The 18,149-nt window shown below is 68.7% G+C and carries 17 protein-coding genes, 1 pseudogene and 1 riboswitch; of the genes and pseudogenes, 7 read left to right on the top strand and 11 right to left on the bottom strand.

Features of this window, described 5'->3' with window-relative positions:
* Nucleotides 1-32 precede the first annotated feature (32 nt).
* Both ACWPOC_RS19750 and ACWPOC_RS19745 read right to left on the bottom strand, forming a co-directional pair.
* Nucleotides 33-1,247, bottom strand: coding sequence for a hypothetical protein (locus tag ACWPOC_RS19750; protein WP_230788690.1), 1,215 nt, complete (start codon nucleotides 1,245-1,247; stop codon nucleotides 33-35).
* A gap of 145 nt (nucleotides 1,248-1,392) precedes the next feature.
* On the bottom strand, nucleotides 1,393-2,610 hold the full coding sequence (locus tag ACWPOC_RS19745) for an NADP-dependent isocitrate dehydrogenase (RefSeq protein ID WP_120279916.1): 1,218 nt from the start codon (nucleotides 2,608-2,610) through the stop codon (nucleotides 1,393-1,395).
* A 269-nt stretch (nucleotides 2,611-2,879) separates the two neighbouring features.
* A riboswitch (SAM riboswitch) is annotated at nucleotides 2,880-2,991 on the top strand.
* Nucleotides 2,992-3,125: 134 nt separating this feature from the next.
* Between ACWPOC_RS19745 and metX the strand changes: the two genes are divergently transcribed.
* Entirely contained in the window at nucleotides 3,126-4,253 is a 1,128-nt protein-coding gene (metX, locus tag ACWPOC_RS19740) for a homoserine O-acetyltransferase MetX (RefSeq protein WP_455409207.1), read from the top strand.
* On the opposite strand, the gene ACWPOC_RS19735 is transcribed toward metX, so the two are convergent.
* Genes ACWPOC_RS19735 through ACWPOC_RS19725 form a run of 3 tightly spaced genes read right to left on the bottom strand, consistent with a single transcriptional unit; the run spans nucleotide 4,250 to nucleotide 6,896 of the window.
* Nucleotides 4,250-4,534 (bottom strand): DUF3017 domain-containing protein, encoded by a 285-nt coding sequence (locus tag ACWPOC_RS19735; RefSeq protein WP_120279918.1) that lies wholly within the window; start codon nucleotides 4,532-4,534, stop codon nucleotides 4,250-4,252. The two genes, metX and ACWPOC_RS19735, sit on opposite strands and share 4 nt — an antisense overlap.
* Before the next feature lie 26 nt (nucleotides 4,535-4,560).
* Nucleotides 4,561-5,415, bottom strand: coding sequence for a bifunctional methylenetetrahydrofolate dehydrogenase/methenyltetrahydrofolate cyclohydrolase (locus ACWPOC_RS19730; RefSeq protein ID WP_186455312.1), 855 nt, complete (start codon nucleotides 5,413-5,415; stop codon nucleotides 4,561-4,563).
* Nucleotides 5,416-5,420: 5 nt separating this feature from the next.
* Nucleotides 5,421-6,896: a wax ester/triacylglycerol synthase domain-containing protein gene (locus ACWPOC_RS19725; protein ID WP_455409206.1), complete on the bottom strand. Its 1,476-nt coding sequence runs from the start codon at nucleotides 6,894-6,896 to the stop codon at nucleotides 5,421-5,423.
* A 119-nt stretch (nucleotides 6,897-7,015) separates the two neighbouring features.
* Between ACWPOC_RS19725 and ACWPOC_RS19720 the strand changes: the two genes are divergently transcribed.
* Entirely contained in the window at nucleotides 7,016-8,230 is a 1,215-nt protein-coding gene (locus ACWPOC_RS19720) for a glycosyltransferase (protein WP_455409205.1), read from the top strand.
* A 10-nt stretch (nucleotides 8,231-8,240) separates the two neighbouring features.
* On the opposite strand, the gene ACWPOC_RS19715 is transcribed toward ACWPOC_RS19720, so the two are convergent.
* A complete protein-coding gene (locus tag ACWPOC_RS19715) occupies nucleotides 8,241-8,855 on the bottom strand; it encodes a maleylpyruvate isomerase N-terminal domain-containing protein (protein WP_455409204.1) in 615 nt (204 codons plus the stop codon).
* 176 nt (nucleotides 8,856-9,031) lie between these two features.
* Nucleotides 9,032-9,592, bottom strand: a pseudogene (locus ACWPOC_RS19710) (aldo/keto reductase); the annotation flags it as partial.
* Between the two features lie 99 nt (nucleotides 9,593-9,691).
* Between ACWPOC_RS19710 and ACWPOC_RS19705 the strand changes: the two are divergent.
* Nucleotides 9,692-10,156 carry a tRNA (cytidine(34)-2'-O)-methyltransferase gene (locus tag ACWPOC_RS19705; protein WP_271047059.1) on the top strand — a complete coding sequence of 155 codons (465 nt, stop codon included), beginning with the start codon at nucleotides 9,692-9,694 and terminating at the stop codon, nucleotides 10,154-10,156.
* Here ACWPOC_RS19705 and ACWPOC_RS19700 read toward each other — a convergent pair.
* Genes ACWPOC_RS19700 through ACWPOC_RS19690 form a run of 3 tightly spaced genes read right to left on the bottom strand, consistent with a single transcriptional unit; the run spans nucleotide 10,153 to nucleotide 14,574 of the window.
* On the bottom strand, nucleotides 10,153-10,461 hold the full coding sequence (locus tag ACWPOC_RS19700) for a rhodanese-like domain-containing protein (protein WP_016692855.1): 309 nt from the start codon (nucleotides 10,459-10,461) through the stop codon (nucleotides 10,153-10,155). The two genes, ACWPOC_RS19705 and ACWPOC_RS19700, sit on opposite strands and share 4 nt — an antisense overlap.
* A complete protein-coding gene (locus ACWPOC_RS19695; protein ID WP_455409203.1) occupies nucleotides 10,454-11,311 on the bottom strand; it encodes a DUF4349 domain-containing protein in 858 nt (285 codons plus the stop codon). Before ACWPOC_RS19695 ends, ACWPOC_RS19700 begins: the two co-directional genes overlap by 8 nt.
* An 11-nt stretch (nucleotides 11,312-11,322) precedes the next feature.
* Nucleotides 11,323-14,574 (bottom strand): error-prone DNA polymerase, encoded by a 3,252-nt coding sequence (locus ACWPOC_RS19690; protein ID WP_455409202.1) that lies wholly within the window; start codon nucleotides 14,572-14,574, stop codon nucleotides 11,323-11,325.
* Nucleotides 14,575-14,761: 187 nt separating this feature from the next.
* Between ACWPOC_RS19690 and ACWPOC_RS19685 the strand changes: the two genes are divergently transcribed.
* Together ACWPOC_RS19685 and ACWPOC_RS19680 are read left to right on the top strand one after the other, a co-directional pair.
* Nucleotides 14,762-15,220, top strand: a complete 459-nt coding sequence (locus ACWPOC_RS19685; RefSeq protein ID WP_120279924.1) for an SRPBCC family protein — start codon at nucleotides 14,762-14,764, stop codon at nucleotides 15,218-15,220.
* Nucleotides 15,207-15,539, top strand: a complete 333-nt coding sequence (locus ACWPOC_RS19680) for an ArsR/SmtB family transcription factor (protein WP_006550100.1) — start codon at nucleotides 15,207-15,209, stop codon at nucleotides 15,537-15,539. The genes ACWPOC_RS19685 and ACWPOC_RS19680 overlap by 14 nt, the downstream gene beginning before the upstream one ends.
* Here the strand turns inward: ACWPOC_RS19680 and ACWPOC_RS19675 are convergent.
* Nucleotides 15,533-16,438, bottom strand: coding sequence for a D-isomer specific 2-hydroxyacid dehydrogenase family protein (locus ACWPOC_RS19675; protein ID WP_064063847.1), 906 nt, complete (start codon nucleotides 16,436-16,438; stop codon nucleotides 15,533-15,535). The two genes, ACWPOC_RS19680 and ACWPOC_RS19675, sit on opposite strands and share 7 nt — an antisense overlap.
* A gap of 112 nt (nucleotides 16,439-16,550) precedes the next feature.
* Between ACWPOC_RS19675 and ACWPOC_RS19670 the strand changes: the two genes are divergently transcribed.
* A complete protein-coding gene (locus tag ACWPOC_RS19670; protein WP_064063887.1) occupies nucleotides 16,551-16,958 on the top strand; it encodes a YciI family protein in 408 nt (135 codons plus the stop codon).
* Between the two features lie 2 nt (nucleotides 16,959-16,960).
* A complete protein-coding gene (locus ACWPOC_RS19665; protein ID WP_120279925.1) occupies nucleotides 16,961-18,100 on the top strand; it encodes an RNA polymerase sigma factor in 1,140 nt (379 codons plus the stop codon).
* Nucleotides 18,101-18,149: the final 49 nt, after the last annotated feature.

Here is an 18,149-nt window from a genome sequence, read left to right as displayed (position 1 = left end):
GGGGACGTCCTCCGAGGAGGACGTCCCCGTCGTCATGTCCGGTCCGCCGGAGCGACACGGGCGACGGTGCGCGCCCGCACGATCAGATGACGGAGCGGCGGGACGGACCCCTCCGCTCGACCGTTCCTCCGGCCACCGTCGAGCTCGGCGCGCCGCACCCGGTACCGCTCGCGCAACACCGCGGCGCGCAGGGCGGCGATGACACCCGGGAACCGACCCCGACGGCCGACCCCGACGGTGCCGAGGAGCAGGACGGCGGCCGGCAGCACTATCCAGGCGTACAGGACGGCGGCGGAGGCGATCGCCTCGGCGACGGCGTCCTCGTCGAGTGCCGCCCACACGATTCCCGCACCGACCACGACGTAGAGGGTGCCACCCAGGGCCGCGGCCAGGACCGCGCCGACGTATCGGCGGAGCAACCAGCAGCGGACCGTCCACAGCACGAGGACGACAGCCGTGAACATCGTGATCGCGGACGTGACCACCACGAAAGCGACGTCCGAGGAGTCCAGGAGGGGCCCGGAACCCGACTCGTCGTCGAACACCACGATCATGAGGAGCCCCGTCACCACCGTGACGACGGCCAGGACCGCGAGTTCGATGGCGAGCGCCGCGAAGGGGTGGCCGGCGACCCGCGGGTCGTCCGGTCGCAGCCTCGCCGCCGTGGCGAGCAGTTCGCGTCGGCGCAGCAGTGACGCCTCCCGGCGCAGACGACGGCGGGCACCGACGCCGCGCTGGGTCGCGAGGAACAGATCCTGGCTGAGCACCACGATCACGAAGACCGCCGGGAACAGCAGCAGCGCCGCCAGATCCACGGAGTGCGGGAGGCCGTCGAGCAGCGCAGCGACGAAGGTCATCGTCGCCCCGACGCCGAACACCGACCCGCACAATTCGAGGTGTTCGAGGCGCAGCGCCTCGGTCGATCGGGACGAACCCTCGGCGGTGATGGCGGGGCCGAGCGACCACGCGATGAGATTGAGCGCAATGACGAGGGCGGCGAGCACCCCGAGGACGGCGGCGGCCTCACCCATCGTGAGGGTGGTGAGCACGCCGCTGCGCACCGGCGTGGACCGGTCGTAGGCCAGTTCGTCGGTGCGGCGGGCGATCGCATGGATCAGGTTGGGGGCGAGGGCGACCGGCAGGTAGGCCAGCGCCGAGCCGAACATCAGCATCCACACCCGCGTCCAGAACCGTCGGCGGGCGTGCGCTCCGCCGCGGCCTTCGGAGTCGGTGGCAGTGGTGGTCACGGCCGTCCTCCTCCCGGGCCCTACGGTGATGCGACTGACAGTGGTACACGAAACGGTAGCCGGTGCCGGGAGTGCTCGGGAAACACGACACGGGACGCCCGATTCGGGCGTCCCGTGTACATGCTGTCGAGAACGGAGCGGAAGATCAGGCGCGAGCCTTCTGCAGGTTCTCGTCGAGTGCGGCGAGGAACTCCTCGGTGGTCAGCCAGCCCTGCTCGGGGCCGACGAGCAGTGCGAGGTCCTTGGTCATCTGACCGGCTTCGACGGTCTTGATGACGACGTCCTCGAGCTGCTGCGCGAACTCGATGACCTCGGGGGTGTTGTCCAGCTTGCCGCGGTGCTCGAGTCCGCGGGTCCAGGCGAAGATCGACGCGATCGGGTTGGTCGACGTCGGCTTGCCCTGCTGGTGCTGACGGTAGTGCCGGGTGACGGTGCCGTGTGCGGCCTCCGCTTCGACGGTCTTGCCGTCCGGGGTCATCAGGACGGAGGTCATCAGACCCAGCGAGCCGTAGCCCTGCGCGACGGTGTCGGACTGGACGTCGCCGTCGTAGTTCTTGCAGGCCCAGACGTAGCCGCCCTCCCACTTGAGGGACGATGCGACCATGTCGTCGATGAGGCGGTGCTCGTAGGTGAGACCGGCGGCCTCGAACTCGGTCTTGAACTCCTCGTCGAAGATCCGCTGGAACTCGTCCTTGAACATGCCGTCGTAGGCCTTCAGGATCGTGTTCTTGGTCGACAGGTAGACCGGGTAGTTGCGCTGCAGGCCGTAGGAGAAGGATGCACGCGCGAAGTCCTGGATGGACTTCTTGTAGTTGTACATACCCATCACGACGCCGCCGTCCTCGGGGATCCGGCAGACCTCGTGCTGGATCGGCTCGCTGCCGTCCTCGGGCGTGAAGGTGATGGTGACGGTGCCCGGGCGGTCGACCTTGAAGTCGGTGGCGCGGTACTGATCGCCGAACGCGTGACGGCCGACGACGACGGGCTTGGTCCAGCCCGGCACCAGACGCGGTACGTTCGAGATGATGATGGGCGCGCGGAAGATGGTGCCGCCGAGGATGTTACGGATGGTGCCGTTGGGCGACCGCCACATCTTCTTCAGACCGAATTCCTCGACACGCGCTTCGTCGGGGGTGATGGTGGCGCACTTGACGCCGACGTTGTGCTTCTTGATGGCGTTCGCCGCGTCGACCGTCACCTGGTCGTCGGTGGCGTCGCGGTGTTCCACGCCGAGGTCGTAGTACTCGAGATCCACGTCCAGGTACGGGTGGATCAGCTTGTCCTTGATGAACTGCCAGATGATGCGGGTCATCTCGTCGCCGTCGAGTTCGACGACCTTACCTTCAACCTTGATCTTGGACATATGCGCTTCGTGTCCTCCTAGGACGTTTCTGTAGGTCCCCAATCGACCGCACTTTGTGGGTGCGATCGCCGTCGGCTCGCGAGCAGCGAGCATGGCCGTGTCCACGTCCTGGACCGCGGCCAAACATGACAAGCGTACTGCTATTGCCGATGACCGCAAAGCGCCTCGTCCCACCCCCACGCCCTACCGACCGGTAACTTTCCTGCTGGTCAGGGATGTTCAGAGGGTGCATAGGACCCTGCGACGGAGAGTCGCTAGACTGCCGGGAAAGTCATGAGTGCCAGCGTCAAGCCCCGGCTTGCTGGCCGGCAACCCTCCGACCGGGGTGGGGTGCTCCGGGTGATGACACGGTCGGTGGAACCCCACCGACAAGCCTGTTGTCGGGAGGACTGAGATGATGATGTGCTGTCGCACGCAAGCCACGATCACACCTCCCATCACCGCCGGAAGGACACGATGACCGACATCCGCAGCCGGCGCTGCCAGCCCACCGCGAGCCTCGAGGCGGTCATCTCTTGACGGCGGGCACCGAGCGGCGTCGCGTCGAACTGCCCCCGTCGGACGGACGCCTCGACACCATCGACATCGGCGATCTCGCGCTCGAGAGCGGCGAGACGCTGCCGAACGTCACGATCGCCGTGCAGAGGTGGGGCGAACTGTCCCCCGCCCGCGACAACGTGGTGCTCGTCGAACACGCCCTCACCGGCGACTCGCACGTCACCGGCCCCGCCGGACCGGACCATCCGTCCCCCGGTTGGTGGTCGGGCATGGTCGGCCCGGGCGCTCCGATCGACACCGATCGCTGGTGCGTGGTCTCGACGAACATCCTCGGCGGGTGCCGCGGCTCCACCGGCCCCGGCAGCACCGCACCCGACGGCAAGGCCTGGGGATCCCGCTTCCCGCTGATCACCGTGCGCGACCAGGTGGCGGCCGAGGTGGCGCTGCTCGACAAGCTCGGTATCGACGTCCTCGCCGCCGTGACCGGCGGATCGATGGGCGGCATGCGCACCCTCGAGTGGATCATCGCGTACCCGGAGCGGGTGCGGGCGTCGCTCGTCCTCGCCACCGGTGCCCGCGCGACCGCCGACCAGATCGGCACCCAGAGCGCGCAGATGGCGGCCATCACGGCCGACCCCGACTGGCAGGGCGGCGACTACTACGGCACGGGGCGGCGTCCCGAAGCCGGGCTCGCCATCGCCCGGACCATCGCGCACCTCACCTACCGGACCGAACTCGAACTCGACACGCGCTTCGGGAATCTCCCCCAGGACGACGAGGACCCGTGGCGCGGCGGCCGGTACGCCGTGCAGAGCTATCTCGAGCACCAGGCGCGCAAGCTCGTCGCGCGCTTCGATCCCGGTACCTATGTGGTGTTGTCCGACGTGATGAACCGGCACGACGTCGGGCGCGGACGCGGCGGCGTCGAGGCCGCACTCGCGTCCACCCCGGTCCCGACGATCGTCGCCGGCGTCGACTCCGACCGGCTGTATCCGCTGCGCCTGCAGCAGGAGATCGCGGATCTGCTCCCGGGATCGGGCGACCTGCGTGTGCTCGTCTCCCGCGACGGGCACGACGGATTCCTCACCGAGGCCGACGAGGTCGCGAAGCTCCTCGTCGAACTGATGAAGCTCGCCGAGGGCTAGTCGGTTCCCAGCGGGTCGATCGACGCGGCGAGCGCCACGACGATTCCGCCGACGACCATCATCGAGACGACATCGAACGTCTTGCCGCGTACCGCGAGGACACCGACCTTGTCCTCGTCGAGAGCCCAGCGGAACAGGCCGGCGAGGATGGTGGCGCCGCCGAAGACGAACGCTCCGCGTCGCCACCGGTCGGCGATCACCAGGATCACCGCTGCCGCGATCACCAGGGTGACCGCGAGCAGCGGCAGGTTCAGACGCGTGAATCGCAGAGCCTGAGCCATCTCGTCTCCCGGGGTCGTCGACCCGCTTATCGGGACGCGAGCTGCTCGGCCCGCTCCACGACGTTGGTCAGAAGGAAGGCGCGGGTCAGCGGTCCGACGCCACCGGGGTTCGGGGACACGAAGCCCGCGACCTCGCGCACGTCGGCGGCGACGTCGCCGCGCAGTCCGTCCTCAGTGCGGGAGACACCCACGTCCAGCACCGCGGCGCCGGGCTTGACCATGTCCGCCGTCACCAGGCCGGGAACACCTGCGGCTGCGACGATGATGTCGGCGCGACGCACCTCTGCAGCGAGATCACGGGTGCCGGTGTGGCAGAGGGTGACCGTCGCGTTCTCCGAACGACGGGTCAGCAGCAGACCGATCGGGCGACCGACGGTGACGCCACGACCGACCACCACCACGTGCGCGCCGGCGATCTCCACGTCGTAGCGGCGCAGCAGGTGGATGATGCCGCGCGGCGTGCAGGGCAGCGGAGCCTCCTTGCCGAGCACGAGCCGGCCGAGGTTGACCGGGTGCAGTCCGTCGGCGTCCTTGCCCGGATCCATGCGCTCGAGCGCCGCGTTCTCGTCGAGATGCTTCGGCAGCGGGAGCTGCACGATGTAGCCGGTGCAGGCGGGATCGGCGTTGAGCTCGTCTATCGCCTCGAACAGCTGCTCCTGGGTGATGTCGGCGGGCAGATCCTTGCGGATCGACGTGATGCCGACCTTCGCGCAGTCGTTGTGCTTGCCGCGCACATAGGCCGCGGATCCCGGATCGTCGCCGACGAGGATCGTGCCGAGGCCGGGCGTGACGCCCTTGGCCTTCAGCGCATCCACGCGGACCTTCAGGTCCTCGAAGATTTCGTCGCGGGTTGCTTTGCCGTCCAGGATCGTCGCAGTCACGTCGTTCATTCTTCCAGGCGCCCGTCCGGCGTCGAATCGCGGCCGGTACCGGAAACCGTCCGGGCGCCCGGAGGCAGGCAGTCCCGGGACAGTTCCGCAAAGGCCTCGGCGAGATACCGCTCGTACTGCCCGGGGTCGGGCATGCAGGAGTCCGATACCAGAAAAGACAAGGTGAGAACCTCGCCGAGCGACGTCACGGAGTGGACGAGACCATAGTTCCGGTTGAGCATCGGAGTACCGATCGCCTCGACGGCGGGACTGTCACCGAAGCGGAGACTCTCGACCGGCCCGCGGGGCACGTTCGTCACGGTGGTGTTGGCCAGCGGCACCACGTCTCCCGTGGGCCCCACCCGCCTGCGGTGCGCTCGTCGGATCGTCATCGCCAGGTCGAACGCGGGCGATGCATCCACCGCTGCAACGGAGGCAGCCGACTCCGGACGCCGGATGCGCTGTTTCTCGAGAGCGGCCGACTCGTGGACTCGGCGGAGTCGCTCGCGCGGATCCGTCCGGTCGATGTGCAGGTCGACATACATGAGCGTGACCTTGTTCTCCGACTCCGTTCCCGCCCCGTCTCGGAGCGATCCCGGAACGATCGCCGCCGGCGAGTCGGCGGGAATCTCCTCGTAGGACGCGAGGTAGGCGCGCAGTCCGCCCGAGACGACCGTCAGAAGCAGGTCGTTCACCGAGGTGTCCGTGGCGCGCGCGACGGCACGCACCTCCGGCAGCGGCATACGGACGATGCCGAGCTGCCAGGGACCGCCGGCGTCGGTGTCGAAGCGGGTGCGGGGACGTTGCGGCCGGGGCGTGGTGATCTCCCCCGAGGCGGTGAGACCACCCAGCGCTCGTCGAGCGCGACGTGCTGCGACCAGGGCCGGGAGCATCCTCGCGTACCGGAAGGGCAAGGCTGCCGCCGCGCGGACCGTTCCGGGTACGGCGACAACTCGTCCTCCCGCCGAAGGGGTGGCAGACGGATCGTCGAGCAGCGCACGAGCGATCTCGACGGCTCCGAGCCCGTCGGTCACCGAGTGGTGCAGGAGCAGCGCGACGATCGTGGCGCCCTCGGGGAGGTCCTCGACGCCGCGAATATCGGTCAGGACGTGCACTTCCCACGGCGGTGCGGACAGATCGAGACGGCGTTCCTTCGTCGACGCGAGCATCCGATGCAATTCGCTGCGCGAGGTCGGTCCGATCGTCTCGTACCGGACGTGGTCGTCCGGGTCGACGTCCGTCTCCACCCAGTAGGGGAAGTCGAGGTCCGCCGGCACGCGGTGCAGACGTCGGCCGAGCGCCGGTGTGCGATGCAGACGCTCCCCGATCCAGGTGACGGCATCCTCACGGGTGTGGATGGGGGCCTCGCCTGCTCGTGCGTCGAACACGTAGAAGCTCACCATGGTCGGTGGCGGGGCTTCGGGGTCGGTGTCCCCCACGAAGACGTGGAGCGCATCCCGCGCGGCCAGTCGGATTCCGCGTCGGCGTGTCATCGCGATGGTTCTCTCCCGGGTCGCCCGCTGCTCGTGCCTCTCGATTGAACCAGCTACCGCTCGGAGCCACACCCGGTCGGCGATTCGCGTACACGAGCGCGGAGCGGTGTAATTCGACCATGGCGCACGGAGCCGGATCGACGACCGGTAGTACACGAGGCCGTGCCGCGCGTCGTGTCCTGTTCTCGTTCGCAGGCGGCCTCGGCCATCTCGCACCCATGCTCCCGATCGCCGACGTCCTGCGCGGGGCCGGCCACCGTCTCGGCGTGTGCGGGGAGGCGGACGTCCTCGCAGGCGCCGAAGGCTTCGACGCGCACTTCCCCGAGGGGGACACGACATCTCCTTCCGGTCGGTCCACGGGCACGCTCGCTCCTCCCGACCTCGACCACGAGTACTCGGTGATCGGCACCCACTTCGCCGGTGTGCTCGCGGCGCGACGATTCGACCTGGTCCGCGATGTCATCGACCGCTGGCATCCGGACCTGGTGATCTGCGACGAGATGGACTTCGGTGCGATGACGGCAGCCGAACACGCCGCCGTTCCCCGCGTGGTGGTCGACGTCATCGCGTCCGGAGCACTCACCCGGATCGACCGCATCCGTGAGCCACTGGGACGACTACGGGCAACCCACGGACTCCCCTTGGATCCCGAATTCTCCTTCCTGAAACGGAATCTCGTCATCTCACCGTTCCCACCGTCGTTCCGCGATCCCGACTTCCCGTTGCCTCCCACAGCCGTCTCGATAGGCTCGGGCCCGTCGCGCGCGTCCCACGGACACCCTGCGATCGACTGGCTTCGTAGCGGCGAGGAGCCCCACCGCGTGTACGTCACGCTGGGTACCGTCTTCAACACCGAGTCCGGTGATCTCTTCGTCCGCCTCGTCCGGGGGCTGCACCGACTGCCTGCGCGCGTGCTCGTCACCGTCGGCTGCGACGTCGACCCGGCCACCCTGCCGTCACCGGACGACAACGTCCGCATCGAACGGTTCGTGCCGCAGTCGACCGTGCTCCCGCACGTCGATCTCGTCGTCAATCACGGCGGATCGGGCAGCGTCATCGGTGCGCTCACCCACGGCGTTCCGGTCGTCGCGCTTCCGATGGGCGCGGACCAGGAACTCAACGCCCGACGGCTGGTCGCGCTGGGCGCAGGGACCACGATCGATCCCGTCACCGTAACCTCGGCGGAGCTCGGAGGGATCACCCTCGACGCGCTGTCCTCGGGCTCTCTCCGCCGCGGTGCCGAGCGATTGCGCGACGAGATCGCACGATTGCCTCCCCCGGCATCCGTGCTCGCGTTGCTGGAGGACCGAATGTTCCGGTCCCGGTTGCGCTGAACGTCGCCGCTCACACGACGGAGTAACCGTCCGGTAGCGACGTCCGTCCGGTCAGGGCCCGCAGCACGGTCGTACCGTCGCCGAGTGCCAGCGCGATCCTCGTGGCCAGCAGGGTCGCCTCTTCGAGGACGTCGGCCGGAGGCTCGTAAGGGATATGCGCGGCAGCTGCGATGTCGAGACCGTGGACGGCGAGTTCGAAGGTGCGCGTCGGCAGATAGGAGTGCAACCGGATCCCCTTGTCCCCGATCACCCGGATCAGACGGTCCTCGCCGGCACCGAGCCGTTCGATCACCGCAGTCGAGAGGGCATCGATCGTCGCCACCGGGTCGTCACCGAGGTCGGCACCGGCACGTCGTCCGCGTTCGACGATGTCCTCCGCGCCGAGAACCGAGGTCAGTTCCTTGACGTGCACGTAGTACTGCTCCGCGCTCGCGAGGTCCTCGGTGTCGGCGGGACTGTCCAGATAGGTCGTGACGGTCGTCAACGAGCGCGAGGTGTGGCCGATCAGCGCCCGGAGGTCCCACTCACCCAGGCCTGGACCGTCCCAGTGGTCCTCCGGCACGGCACGGACCAGCTCCGAGAAGCTGCGTACCGCCGAGACATACGTTGCTACCGGTGATTCCATGACATCTCCCGCGGCCGACCGAATCGAACCCGACACGAGAATGAAAACACGCGTCCCCCGGCTATGAATGAAAGCACGCGTCCCGCGGCTGTGCCGACGGTGTGCGCACGCGGGTCGGCACGGATCGCTTGCGCGACGTGAATCCCAGGTTCTCGTAGAGCCGCATGGCGGTCGTGTCAGAGACCGAGGCCGGTGCCGTGGACGCCGTACTCGTCGATGACGGCGAGCTCGTCGTCGGTGAGCGGCGGGAAGCTCAGCGCCTCGAGATTGTGGTCGAGCTGCCAGGTCGAACTCGCGCCGACCAGCGCCGAGGTCACGGCAGGCTGCCGGAGTACCCACTGCAGCGCCAGCTGGGCCAGCGACTGCCCACGCGACCGGGCCAGCTTGTCGAGTTCGGTGACGCGCTGCCGGTAGGTCTCGTCGATCACGTCCGGAGAGAGGAACGCGCTGTCCACCGCTCGCGCACCGTCCGGGATGGTCTCGAGATACTTGTCCGTCAGAAGTCCCTGTGCGAGCGGCGAATACACGACTAGGCCGAAACCGTCCTGCTCGGCTGCATCGAGCAGACCGTTCTGCTCGATGCTGCGGTCGAAGATCGAGTAGTGCGGCTGGTGGACGAGCAGTGGGACGCCGGCTTCCCGCAGAAGTGTCGCGGCCTCGTGCGCACGATCCGGTTGGTAGTTCGAGATACGCTTCCGGACTGTCACCGGTTCCGCTCGGGCTGCGCGCAATGCACCTTCGTTCGCAGGACGTCGCGTGACTCTTGCGAACTCCGGATGGCTGCTCGGAGGGGCGTGCGAGCCGGGCCACACAGTGCCGACTTGTTAACCTGCATCGTGTTCAGAGTGATGTTCCACGAGCCGCGCATTCCCCCCAACACCGGCAATGCCATACGCATGGTCGCCGCGACCGGCGCGGAACTGCACCTGGTGGAACCCCTCGGTTTCGACCTGTCCGAGCCGAAGCTGCGCCGCGCGGGCCTGGACTACCACGATCTCGCGTCGGTCACCGTGCACAGCAGTCTCGAGGCCGCGTGGGCGGCGCTGGCCCCCGAGCGGGTGTTCGCGTTCACCGCGCACGGCACGTCGAGCTATGCGGAGATCGAGTACCGAGCCGGCGACGTGCTGTTGTTCGGACCCGAACCGACCGGGCTGTCGCCCGAGGTGCTCGCCGACCCACACATCACCGAGCAGATCCGTATCCCCATGCTGCCCGGGCGTCGTTCACTGAATCTGTCGAACGCCGCAGCCGTCGCCTGCTACGAGGCGTGGCGACAGCACGGATTCCCCGGAGGAGTTTAGGCGCCGCTCTCCACCGGACGACCCGAGCGGGCCCATCCGTCGGTGCCGCCCGCGACGGACACGGCGTCGACACCGCGACCGGCGAGATACTGCGCGGCCTGCAGGCTGCGGCCACCCACGGCGCAGACGACGTAGACGGTGCCCTCGGTGGGGATCTCGTCGATCCGCGCGACGAACTCGCTGAGCGGGATGTTCGTGACGCCGGGTACGCGCACCTGGGCGTATTCGTCGCGTTCACGCACGTCGATGACGGTCGCCCCGTCGGTGAGCGCGGATTCGAGTGCGGCCAGGTCGACCTCACGCATCGCTGTCGGTCCTCTCGGTATCGGGCGGCCCGGTGGTTCCGGACGAACGTTCCCGTCGGGTGATGAGCCGGATGACCAGGTAGAGGACACCTGCACACACGAACAGGAACGCCACCCACGGTAGCGCGGCTCCGATACCGACCACCGCTGCCCCCAGCGCGGCCCACAGGCTGTTCCATCCTGCGACCAGCCCGTCCCAGAAACTGTCCTGCTCGGAGGGAAGGCGGTCGGTGGTGATGTCGACGGTGAGTGTGGACAGTTCGATCCGGTCGCTCAGCTGCCGTCGCTGCGCCTCGAGGCTGTCGAGTTCGGCTTGTCGTTCGGCCAGGGCGGTCTCGGCGGCGATCAGCGCTTCGACGTCGGCCGACGACTCGAGCAGCGCGCGCAGGCGGTCGACCGAGGCCCGCAGCGCACCCACTCGGGCTTCGAGGTCGGTGTACTGCATCGTCACGTCGTCGCGGGTGGTGCTCAGGCTGGTGACACGACCGAGCGTGCGGATCTCGTCGACGACCTCGTCGAGTCGGTCGGCGGGCACCCGCACCGTGAGCACGCTGCTCGCCTCGGGTTGCTCGGTGAGCGAGTCCACGCGCCCACCGGCCTCCTCGACGACCGTCACGACCCGGCGGCCCGTCGCCACGGGATCGCCGGCATCCATCTCGAGGTAGCCGGTGACGACCTCCTTGCGGTCGGACTCCTCGAGGGGTTGCGACTCGCGGAGACCGCCGTCGACGATCGCGGGTGCCGAGATCGCAGGCGCGGAGACCGAGGAGCCCTCGCCTCCCCCACCCTCGTCGCAGCCGGTGACGACCAGCGCGAACAGAGCCAACGACACCAGCGACAGGCGTTTCACACTCGGCGATGCTAGCGAAAGTCGCGTGATCTGCTCGGCATTCGCAGATCCATGGCTTCGAGATGGTCGGCGAGGAGCGTGACCACCCCCTCGGCGTTCTGGAGCCGGCCGCGGACGAGCAGGGCGGGAGCGGTGTGGGCCACGGTCCGGTAGCGCGCCCACAGGCCGACCGAGCACACCACGTTCACCATTCCGGTCTCGTCCTCGAGGTTGAGGAAGGTGACACCGGCGGCGGTCGCCGGTCGCTGCCGGTGGGTCACGGCCCCGCCGACGAGGATGCGCGTCCCGTCGGGGACGTGCAGCAGCTCCGCGGCCGGGATCACCCCGAGTTCGTCGAGCCTCTCGCGCAGGAACTGGGTCGGATAGCTGTCGGGCGAGATTCCCGTGGCCCAGACGTCGGCGGCGGCGAGTTCGAGAGCGCTCATGCCCGGCAGGGCCGGAGCCGGCACCGTCCCGATCCCGGGAAGCCGGCCGGGGCGTTGTGCCGCCGCCGGAGCCGCACCCCAGAGGGCTTCGCGGCGGGTGACACCGAACGAGGAGAACGCTCCCGCGGTGGCCAGTGCCTCGACCTGCGCGGTGGTGAGACCGACGCGGGCGGCGAGGTCGGCGGGCGAGGTGTACGGGCCGTGGGCACTGCGTTCGGTCACGATGCGTTCGGCGAGGTCGTCGCCGATGTGCCGCACCGTCGCCAGGCCGAGCCGGACCTCTCGCCCTTCGTTCTCGAGGGTGGCGTGCGCGAGGCTCGCCCCGATGTCGGGGCCGTGGACGACCACACCGTGACGGCGGGCATCGGCGACCAGCGATTGCGGCGAGTAGAAACCCATCGGCTGAGCACGCAGCAGACCCGCGCAGAACGCTGCGGGATGGTGCAGTTTGAACCACGCCGAATAGAACACCAGCGAGGCGAAGCTCTGCGAATGACTTTCGGGGAAACCGAAATTCGCGAAGGCGTAGAGCTTCTCGTAGATGCGGTCGGCGACGTCCCCCGTGATGCCGTGCAGGTCCCGCATGCCCTGATAGAGGCGTCCCCGCAGACGCTCCATCTTCTCCGTCGACCGTTTCGATCCCATGGCGCGACGCAACCGGTCGGCCTCCGCCGCGGTGAATCCCGCGGCGTCGACGGCCATCTGCATGAGCTGTTCCTGGAAGAGCGGAACGCCGAGGGTGCGTTCGAGGGCCTTCTCGAGGCACGGATGGTCGTAGGTGACGGGTTCGAGACCGTTGCGCCGCCGGATGTAGGGGTGCACCGAACCGCCCTGGATCGGGCCGGGCCGGATGATGGCCACCTCGATGACCAGATCGTAGAAGCAGCGCGGCTTCAACCGCGGCAGAGTGGCCATCTGCGCCCGCGACTCCACCTGGAAGACACCCACCGAGTCGGCGCGGCACAACATCTCGTAGACCCCCGGCTCGGAGAGGTCGAGGTGCGCGAGATCGACTCGGATGCCTTCGTGTTCGTCGACGAGGTCGATCATGTAGTGCAGCGCGGAGAGCATGCCGAGGCCGAGCAGATCGAACTTCACGAGACCCGCTGCAGCACAGTCGTCCTTGTCCCACTGCAGAACGGTGCGTCCTTCCATTCGCGCCCATTCGACGGGGCACACATCGGCGACGGGCCGGTCGCAGATCACCATGCCGCCCGAGTGGATGCCGAGATGCCGTGGGAGACCTTCGATCTGTTCGGCGAGATCGAGAACCGTCTCCGGGATCCGTTCGTCGGTCTCTACCCGCACCCCACCCCACCGGCCGATCAGCTTGCTCCACGCGTCCTGCTGTCCCTGCGAGTATCCGAGAGCACGGGCCATGTCGCGGACGGCGGAACGACCGCGGTAGGTGATGACGTTCGCGACCTGCGCCGCATTGATGCGGCCGTACTTGCGGTAGACGTACTGGATCGCCTCCTCGCGCCGGTCGGATTCGATGTCGAGGTCGATGTCGGGTGGGCCGTCGCGTTCGGGCGACAGGAAGCGTTCGAACAGCAGCTTGTTGCCGACGGGGTCGACGTTGGTGATGCCGATCGCGTAGCAGACCGCCGAGTTGGCGGCCGATCCTCGTCCCTGGCAGAGGATGTCGCTCCGCTTGCAGAAGTCGACGATGTCGTGGACGACGAGGAAGTATCCCGGGAATCCCAGCCGGCCGACGACGTCGAGTTCGTGTTCGATCTGCCGATAGGCGTCGGGGCGGCGCTCGACCGGACCGTAGCGGCGACGCGCCCCGTCGTAGGTGAGTTCGCGCAGCCAGGTGAACTCGGTGTGCCCGTCGGGAACATCGAAGGGCGGCAGTTTCGGGGCGACGAGACGCAGATCGAAGGCGCATTCACGACCGAGTTCGGCGGCATGGTGCACGACACCCGGAAAGGCCTCGAACAGCCGCGTCATCTCCTCCCCCGACCGCAGGTGCCCGCCTCCGGTCGGGGGGATCCGGCCGACGGCGTCGTCGAGGCTCTGCCGGTCGGAGATCGCCGCCACGGCCATCGCCAGACGTCGCCGATGGGGATGCGCGAAGTGCGCCGCCGTGCTCGCGATGCACGGAATGCCATGTCGCGCGGCAAGTTCGAAGAGGGCTGCGTTGCGTTCGTGGTCGTCGGGATATCCGTGACGGGTGAGTTCGACGGTCACGCGGTCGGCACCGAACCGGTCGACGAGATCGAGCAATGCTGCTTCGGCGGCGGGGATCCCGCCCGTGGTGAGCGCCTGTCGCAGGTGCCCCCGACGACAACCGGTGAGGATCTGCCAGTGCCCACCGGCGGCGTCGGTGAGCGCGTCGTAGTCGTACCTCGGGTTGTTCTTCTCCCCTCCTGCGAGGTGGGCGTCGGCGATCTGCCGCGACAGGCGTCGATAGCCCTCCTGACCGCGGGCGAGGACGAGCAGGTGCGCATCGTCGAGGCCCAGCTCGGCTCCGAAGACGGTGCGGATGCCGAGTTCGCGTGCGGCTTCGGCGAATCGCACCGCTCCGTACAGTCCGTCGTGGTCGGTCACCGCGAGGGCCTCGAGTCCGAGTCGTGCCGCCTCCTCGGCGAGTTCCTCCGGCGTGGAGGCACCGTCGAGGAAGCTGAACGCGGAGTGGGCGTGCAGTTCGGCGTAGGGCACGACCGGTCCTTCCGGACGTCGGACCCGCGCCTCGTACTCGGTGCGGGTGCGCGACCACGCCGGGCTGTCGCTCCCGTCGCCGGGATGTTCGGCATCGCGGCGGGAAGTGCCGGGTCGTCCCGAGAGCACACGTTCCATCTCCGACCAGGTCGGCGGACCGTTTCCCCATCCCACTCCGGCACCTCCTCGACCGATCCAGTATCGCACATGTGTTCGAACGAGACGTTCGAACACGCGCAGTTCTCGTCGCGACACGCCGGGAGTCGGCGACGAGAACTGCACGATCGACTGCAACCAGGGGGTTGCATCACGGGCCAGCAAGTGCAACCCTGGAGTTGCATTCCCATCGAAGGAGGCAATCATGACCGACGAACTCGACCGAATCGAACGCGACATCACCATCGACGCCCCTGTGGACCGGGTGTGGACACTCGTGGCCGAACCCGGTTGGTACATCAACGACAACGAGTGGACCGAGCACCGCCTCGAACACGACGGAGATCTCACCACCGTGCACGATCCGGTCCACGGCGCCTTCGTCTTCCGCACCGTGACCCTCGACGAACCGCACTACGCGGCCTTCCGCTGGCTCGCCGACCACACCGATCCCGACAGTCCGTCGACCCTCGTCGAGTTCCGGCTCACCGCGCTCGACACCGGCACGACCGAAGTGCGCGTCACGGAAACCGGATTCGACTCCCTGCCCGGCGACGCGAGCGAACGCCGCACCCGCTTCGAGGAGAACTCCCGCGGCTGGACCACCGAACTGGAGATCGCCAAGCACCATCTCGAGAAGGACGGAAGCGTTGCCCGACGCTGAGTTCTCCGCCGACCTGCATCCCGTCTTCGCGGCCCTGGCCGACGACACCCGGTGGCGCATCCTGCAGCGACTGGGCCGATCCCCGGCGTCGGCGTCCGGGCTCGCGGCCGAGTTCACGGTCTCCCGTCAGGCCATCGCCAAGCATCTGGCGGTGCTCGAACGGTGCGGTCTCGTGACCTCCGAGCGCGCCGGACGGGAGATCCGCTTCTCCGCCGTCGGATCGCGGCTGAGCGCGGTCGGGCGTGCGATCGACGCCGTGGGGGCAGGCTGGGACCGCCGCCTGTCCGCGATCAAGAAGGCGGCCGAACGGCCTCAGTAACCCGCGTTCGGATCGACCCGGGCGATCAACTCCTCACCCGCGGCGAACCGGCGTACGTTCTCCTCGAGGGTCGGCGCGAACGTCTGCGTCAGCCGGCTGCGCGTATTGGCGATGTGCGGTGTGATCACGGCGTTGTCGAGATCCCACAGCGGATGACCGTCGGGCAACGGTTCGGGATCGGTCACGTCGAGGACCGCCCCGGCGATCGCACCGTCCCCGAGCGCCTTCACCAGCGCGTCGGTGTCGACGAGGTTGCCCCGCGCGACGTTCACGAGCCACGCCGACCCGGGCATCGCCGCGAGCGCGGCGGCGTCGACGAGATGATCGGTCTCGGCGGTCGCGGGTGCGGCGACGACGAAGTGATCGGCCATCGACCACACCTCCGACGTGCGGTCGGCCGGCAGCGTGACCTTCGCGCCGTCGACGGGACGGCCCGAACGATTGACCGCGACGACGGACGCGCCGAGGGCATGCAGGCGCGGGATCATCGCCCGGCCGATACCGCCGCATCCGACGATGGCCACGGTCGAGCCGTGGAGGGTCCGCACCCGCGGGTCGAGAACGTCCTTGGTCCACCGCTTCGCGGCAACCGAGGCGTGGAACTGCCGCAACCCCACGAGCAGCGCTCCCACCGCGTACTCGGCCACGTTGTCGGCGTACACACCGGACGCATTCGCCCACAGCCGGCGGTCGTCGATCACGCCCGCCCGGAAGAACGGTTCGATACCCGCGTAGGTGAGCTGCACCCAGCGCACCCGGTCGGGCAGATCCGGGAATTCCTCGGCGCTGCCGTCCCACACCAGGGCGTCGGCCTCGTCCAGTTCGGAGAGGGTTCCACCGCCGGAGACGATCGCGGCGGCGAGGTGTTCGTCGTGGCCCGGTCCGAGATGAATACGCATGCCGCGACCCTAACCTCGAATCGTTCGCGGAGGGATGTCGAGAATCCGGAAGCGGCTCCGTCTCCTCCATGAACGCGGCCACAATGGGCCGTACCGCACGGAGGAGAACATCATGGCCAAGTACCTGCTGCTCAAGCATTACCGCGGCGCCCCGGCAGCGGTGAACGACGTACCCATGGATCAGTGGGAGCCGGACGAGGTGTCGGCCCACATCCGGTACATGCAGGATTTCGCCGCCCGTCTCGAGAGCACCGGCGAGTTCGTCGACGCGCAGGCGCTCTCCCCGGAGGGCACCTTCGTCCGCTACGACGGTGAGGGACGTCCCCCGGCCACCGACGGGCCGTTCCCGGAGACGAAGGATCTCATCGCCGGGTGGATGGTGATCGACGTCGACAGCTACGACCGGGCACTGGAACTGGCCGGCGAACTGTCGGCCGCGCCGGGAGCCGGCGGGAAGCCGATCCACGAATGGCTCGAGGTGCGACCGTTCATGTCCGAACCGCCGACCGTCACGGAGTAGACGTGGACGAGGCGTTGCTGCGCACGCTCGTCCCCACGGTGATCGGCATCCTCGTCCGCCGCGGAGCGGATTTCGCGTCGGCCGAGGATGCCGTCCAGGACGCGCTCGTCGAAGCCCTGCGGGTGTGGCCGGAGGATCCGCCGCGCGACCCGAAGGGCTGGCTGGTCGCGGTGGCGTGGCGCAGATTCCTCGACACCGTGCGCGCCGACGCGTCCCGTCGACGCCGCGAGATCCTCGTCGACGCCGAGCCCCGGCCGGGGCCGGGCACACCGGTGGACGACACGCTCGCGTTGTACTTCCTGTGTGCCCACCCGTCGCTCACGCCCGGCTCGGCGGTCGCGCTCACCCTGCGTGCCGTCGGCGGGTTGACGACCCGGCAGATCGCGCAGGCCTATCTCGTTCCGGAAGCGACGATGGCCCAACGCATCAGCCGGGCCAAGCGCACGATCGCGGACGTCCGGCTGGATCGGCCGGGCGATGTCGCGACGGTGTTGCGGGTGCTCTATCTCGTGTTCAACGAGGGCTATTCGGGTGACGTCGACCTGGCCACCGAGGCCGTCCGGCTCACGCGCGGGCTGGCAGCGGTGATCGACCACCCCGAGGTGTCGGGTCTGCTCGCGCTGATGCTGCTCCATCACGCCCGGCGAGCGGCGCGCATCCGGCCGGACGGCAGTCTCGTTCCCCTCACCGAACAGGATCGCAGCCTGTGGGACACGCGTCTGATCTCGGAGGGCGTGGAGATCCTGCAGGCCGCGCTCGCCCGCGACCGGCTCGGCGAGTTCCAGGCGCAGGCCGCCGTCGCCGCCCTGCATGCCGACGCGCGTACCGCGGAGGAGACCGACTGGGTGCAGATCGTCGAGTGGTACGACGAGCTCCTGCGGTTCACCGACAACCCGGTGGCCCGTCTCAACCGTGCCGTCGCGGTCGGTGAGGCCGACGGACCCCACGCCGGTCTCGCAGCAATGGCCGAGCTCGACCCCAGCCTGCCCCGGTACACGGCGGCCGCGGCGTATCTCCACGAACGCGCCGGCGACACCGCGACGGCGGCCCGGCTCTACGCCGAGGCCGCGCACCTGGCGACCAGCGTGCCCGAACGCGACCATCTCGTGCGGCAGGCGGCACGCCTGCACAGCGTTTCCTGAGGTTCCGTCAGGGTTCTCCCCCACCACGAAATCCGGTGCCACGCCGGAT

Source organism: Rhodococcus sp. 5G237, assembly GCF_053764735.1.
Note: the sequence above shows the minus strand (reverse complement) of the source record. Positions and strands in the feature narration are given on the sequence as shown.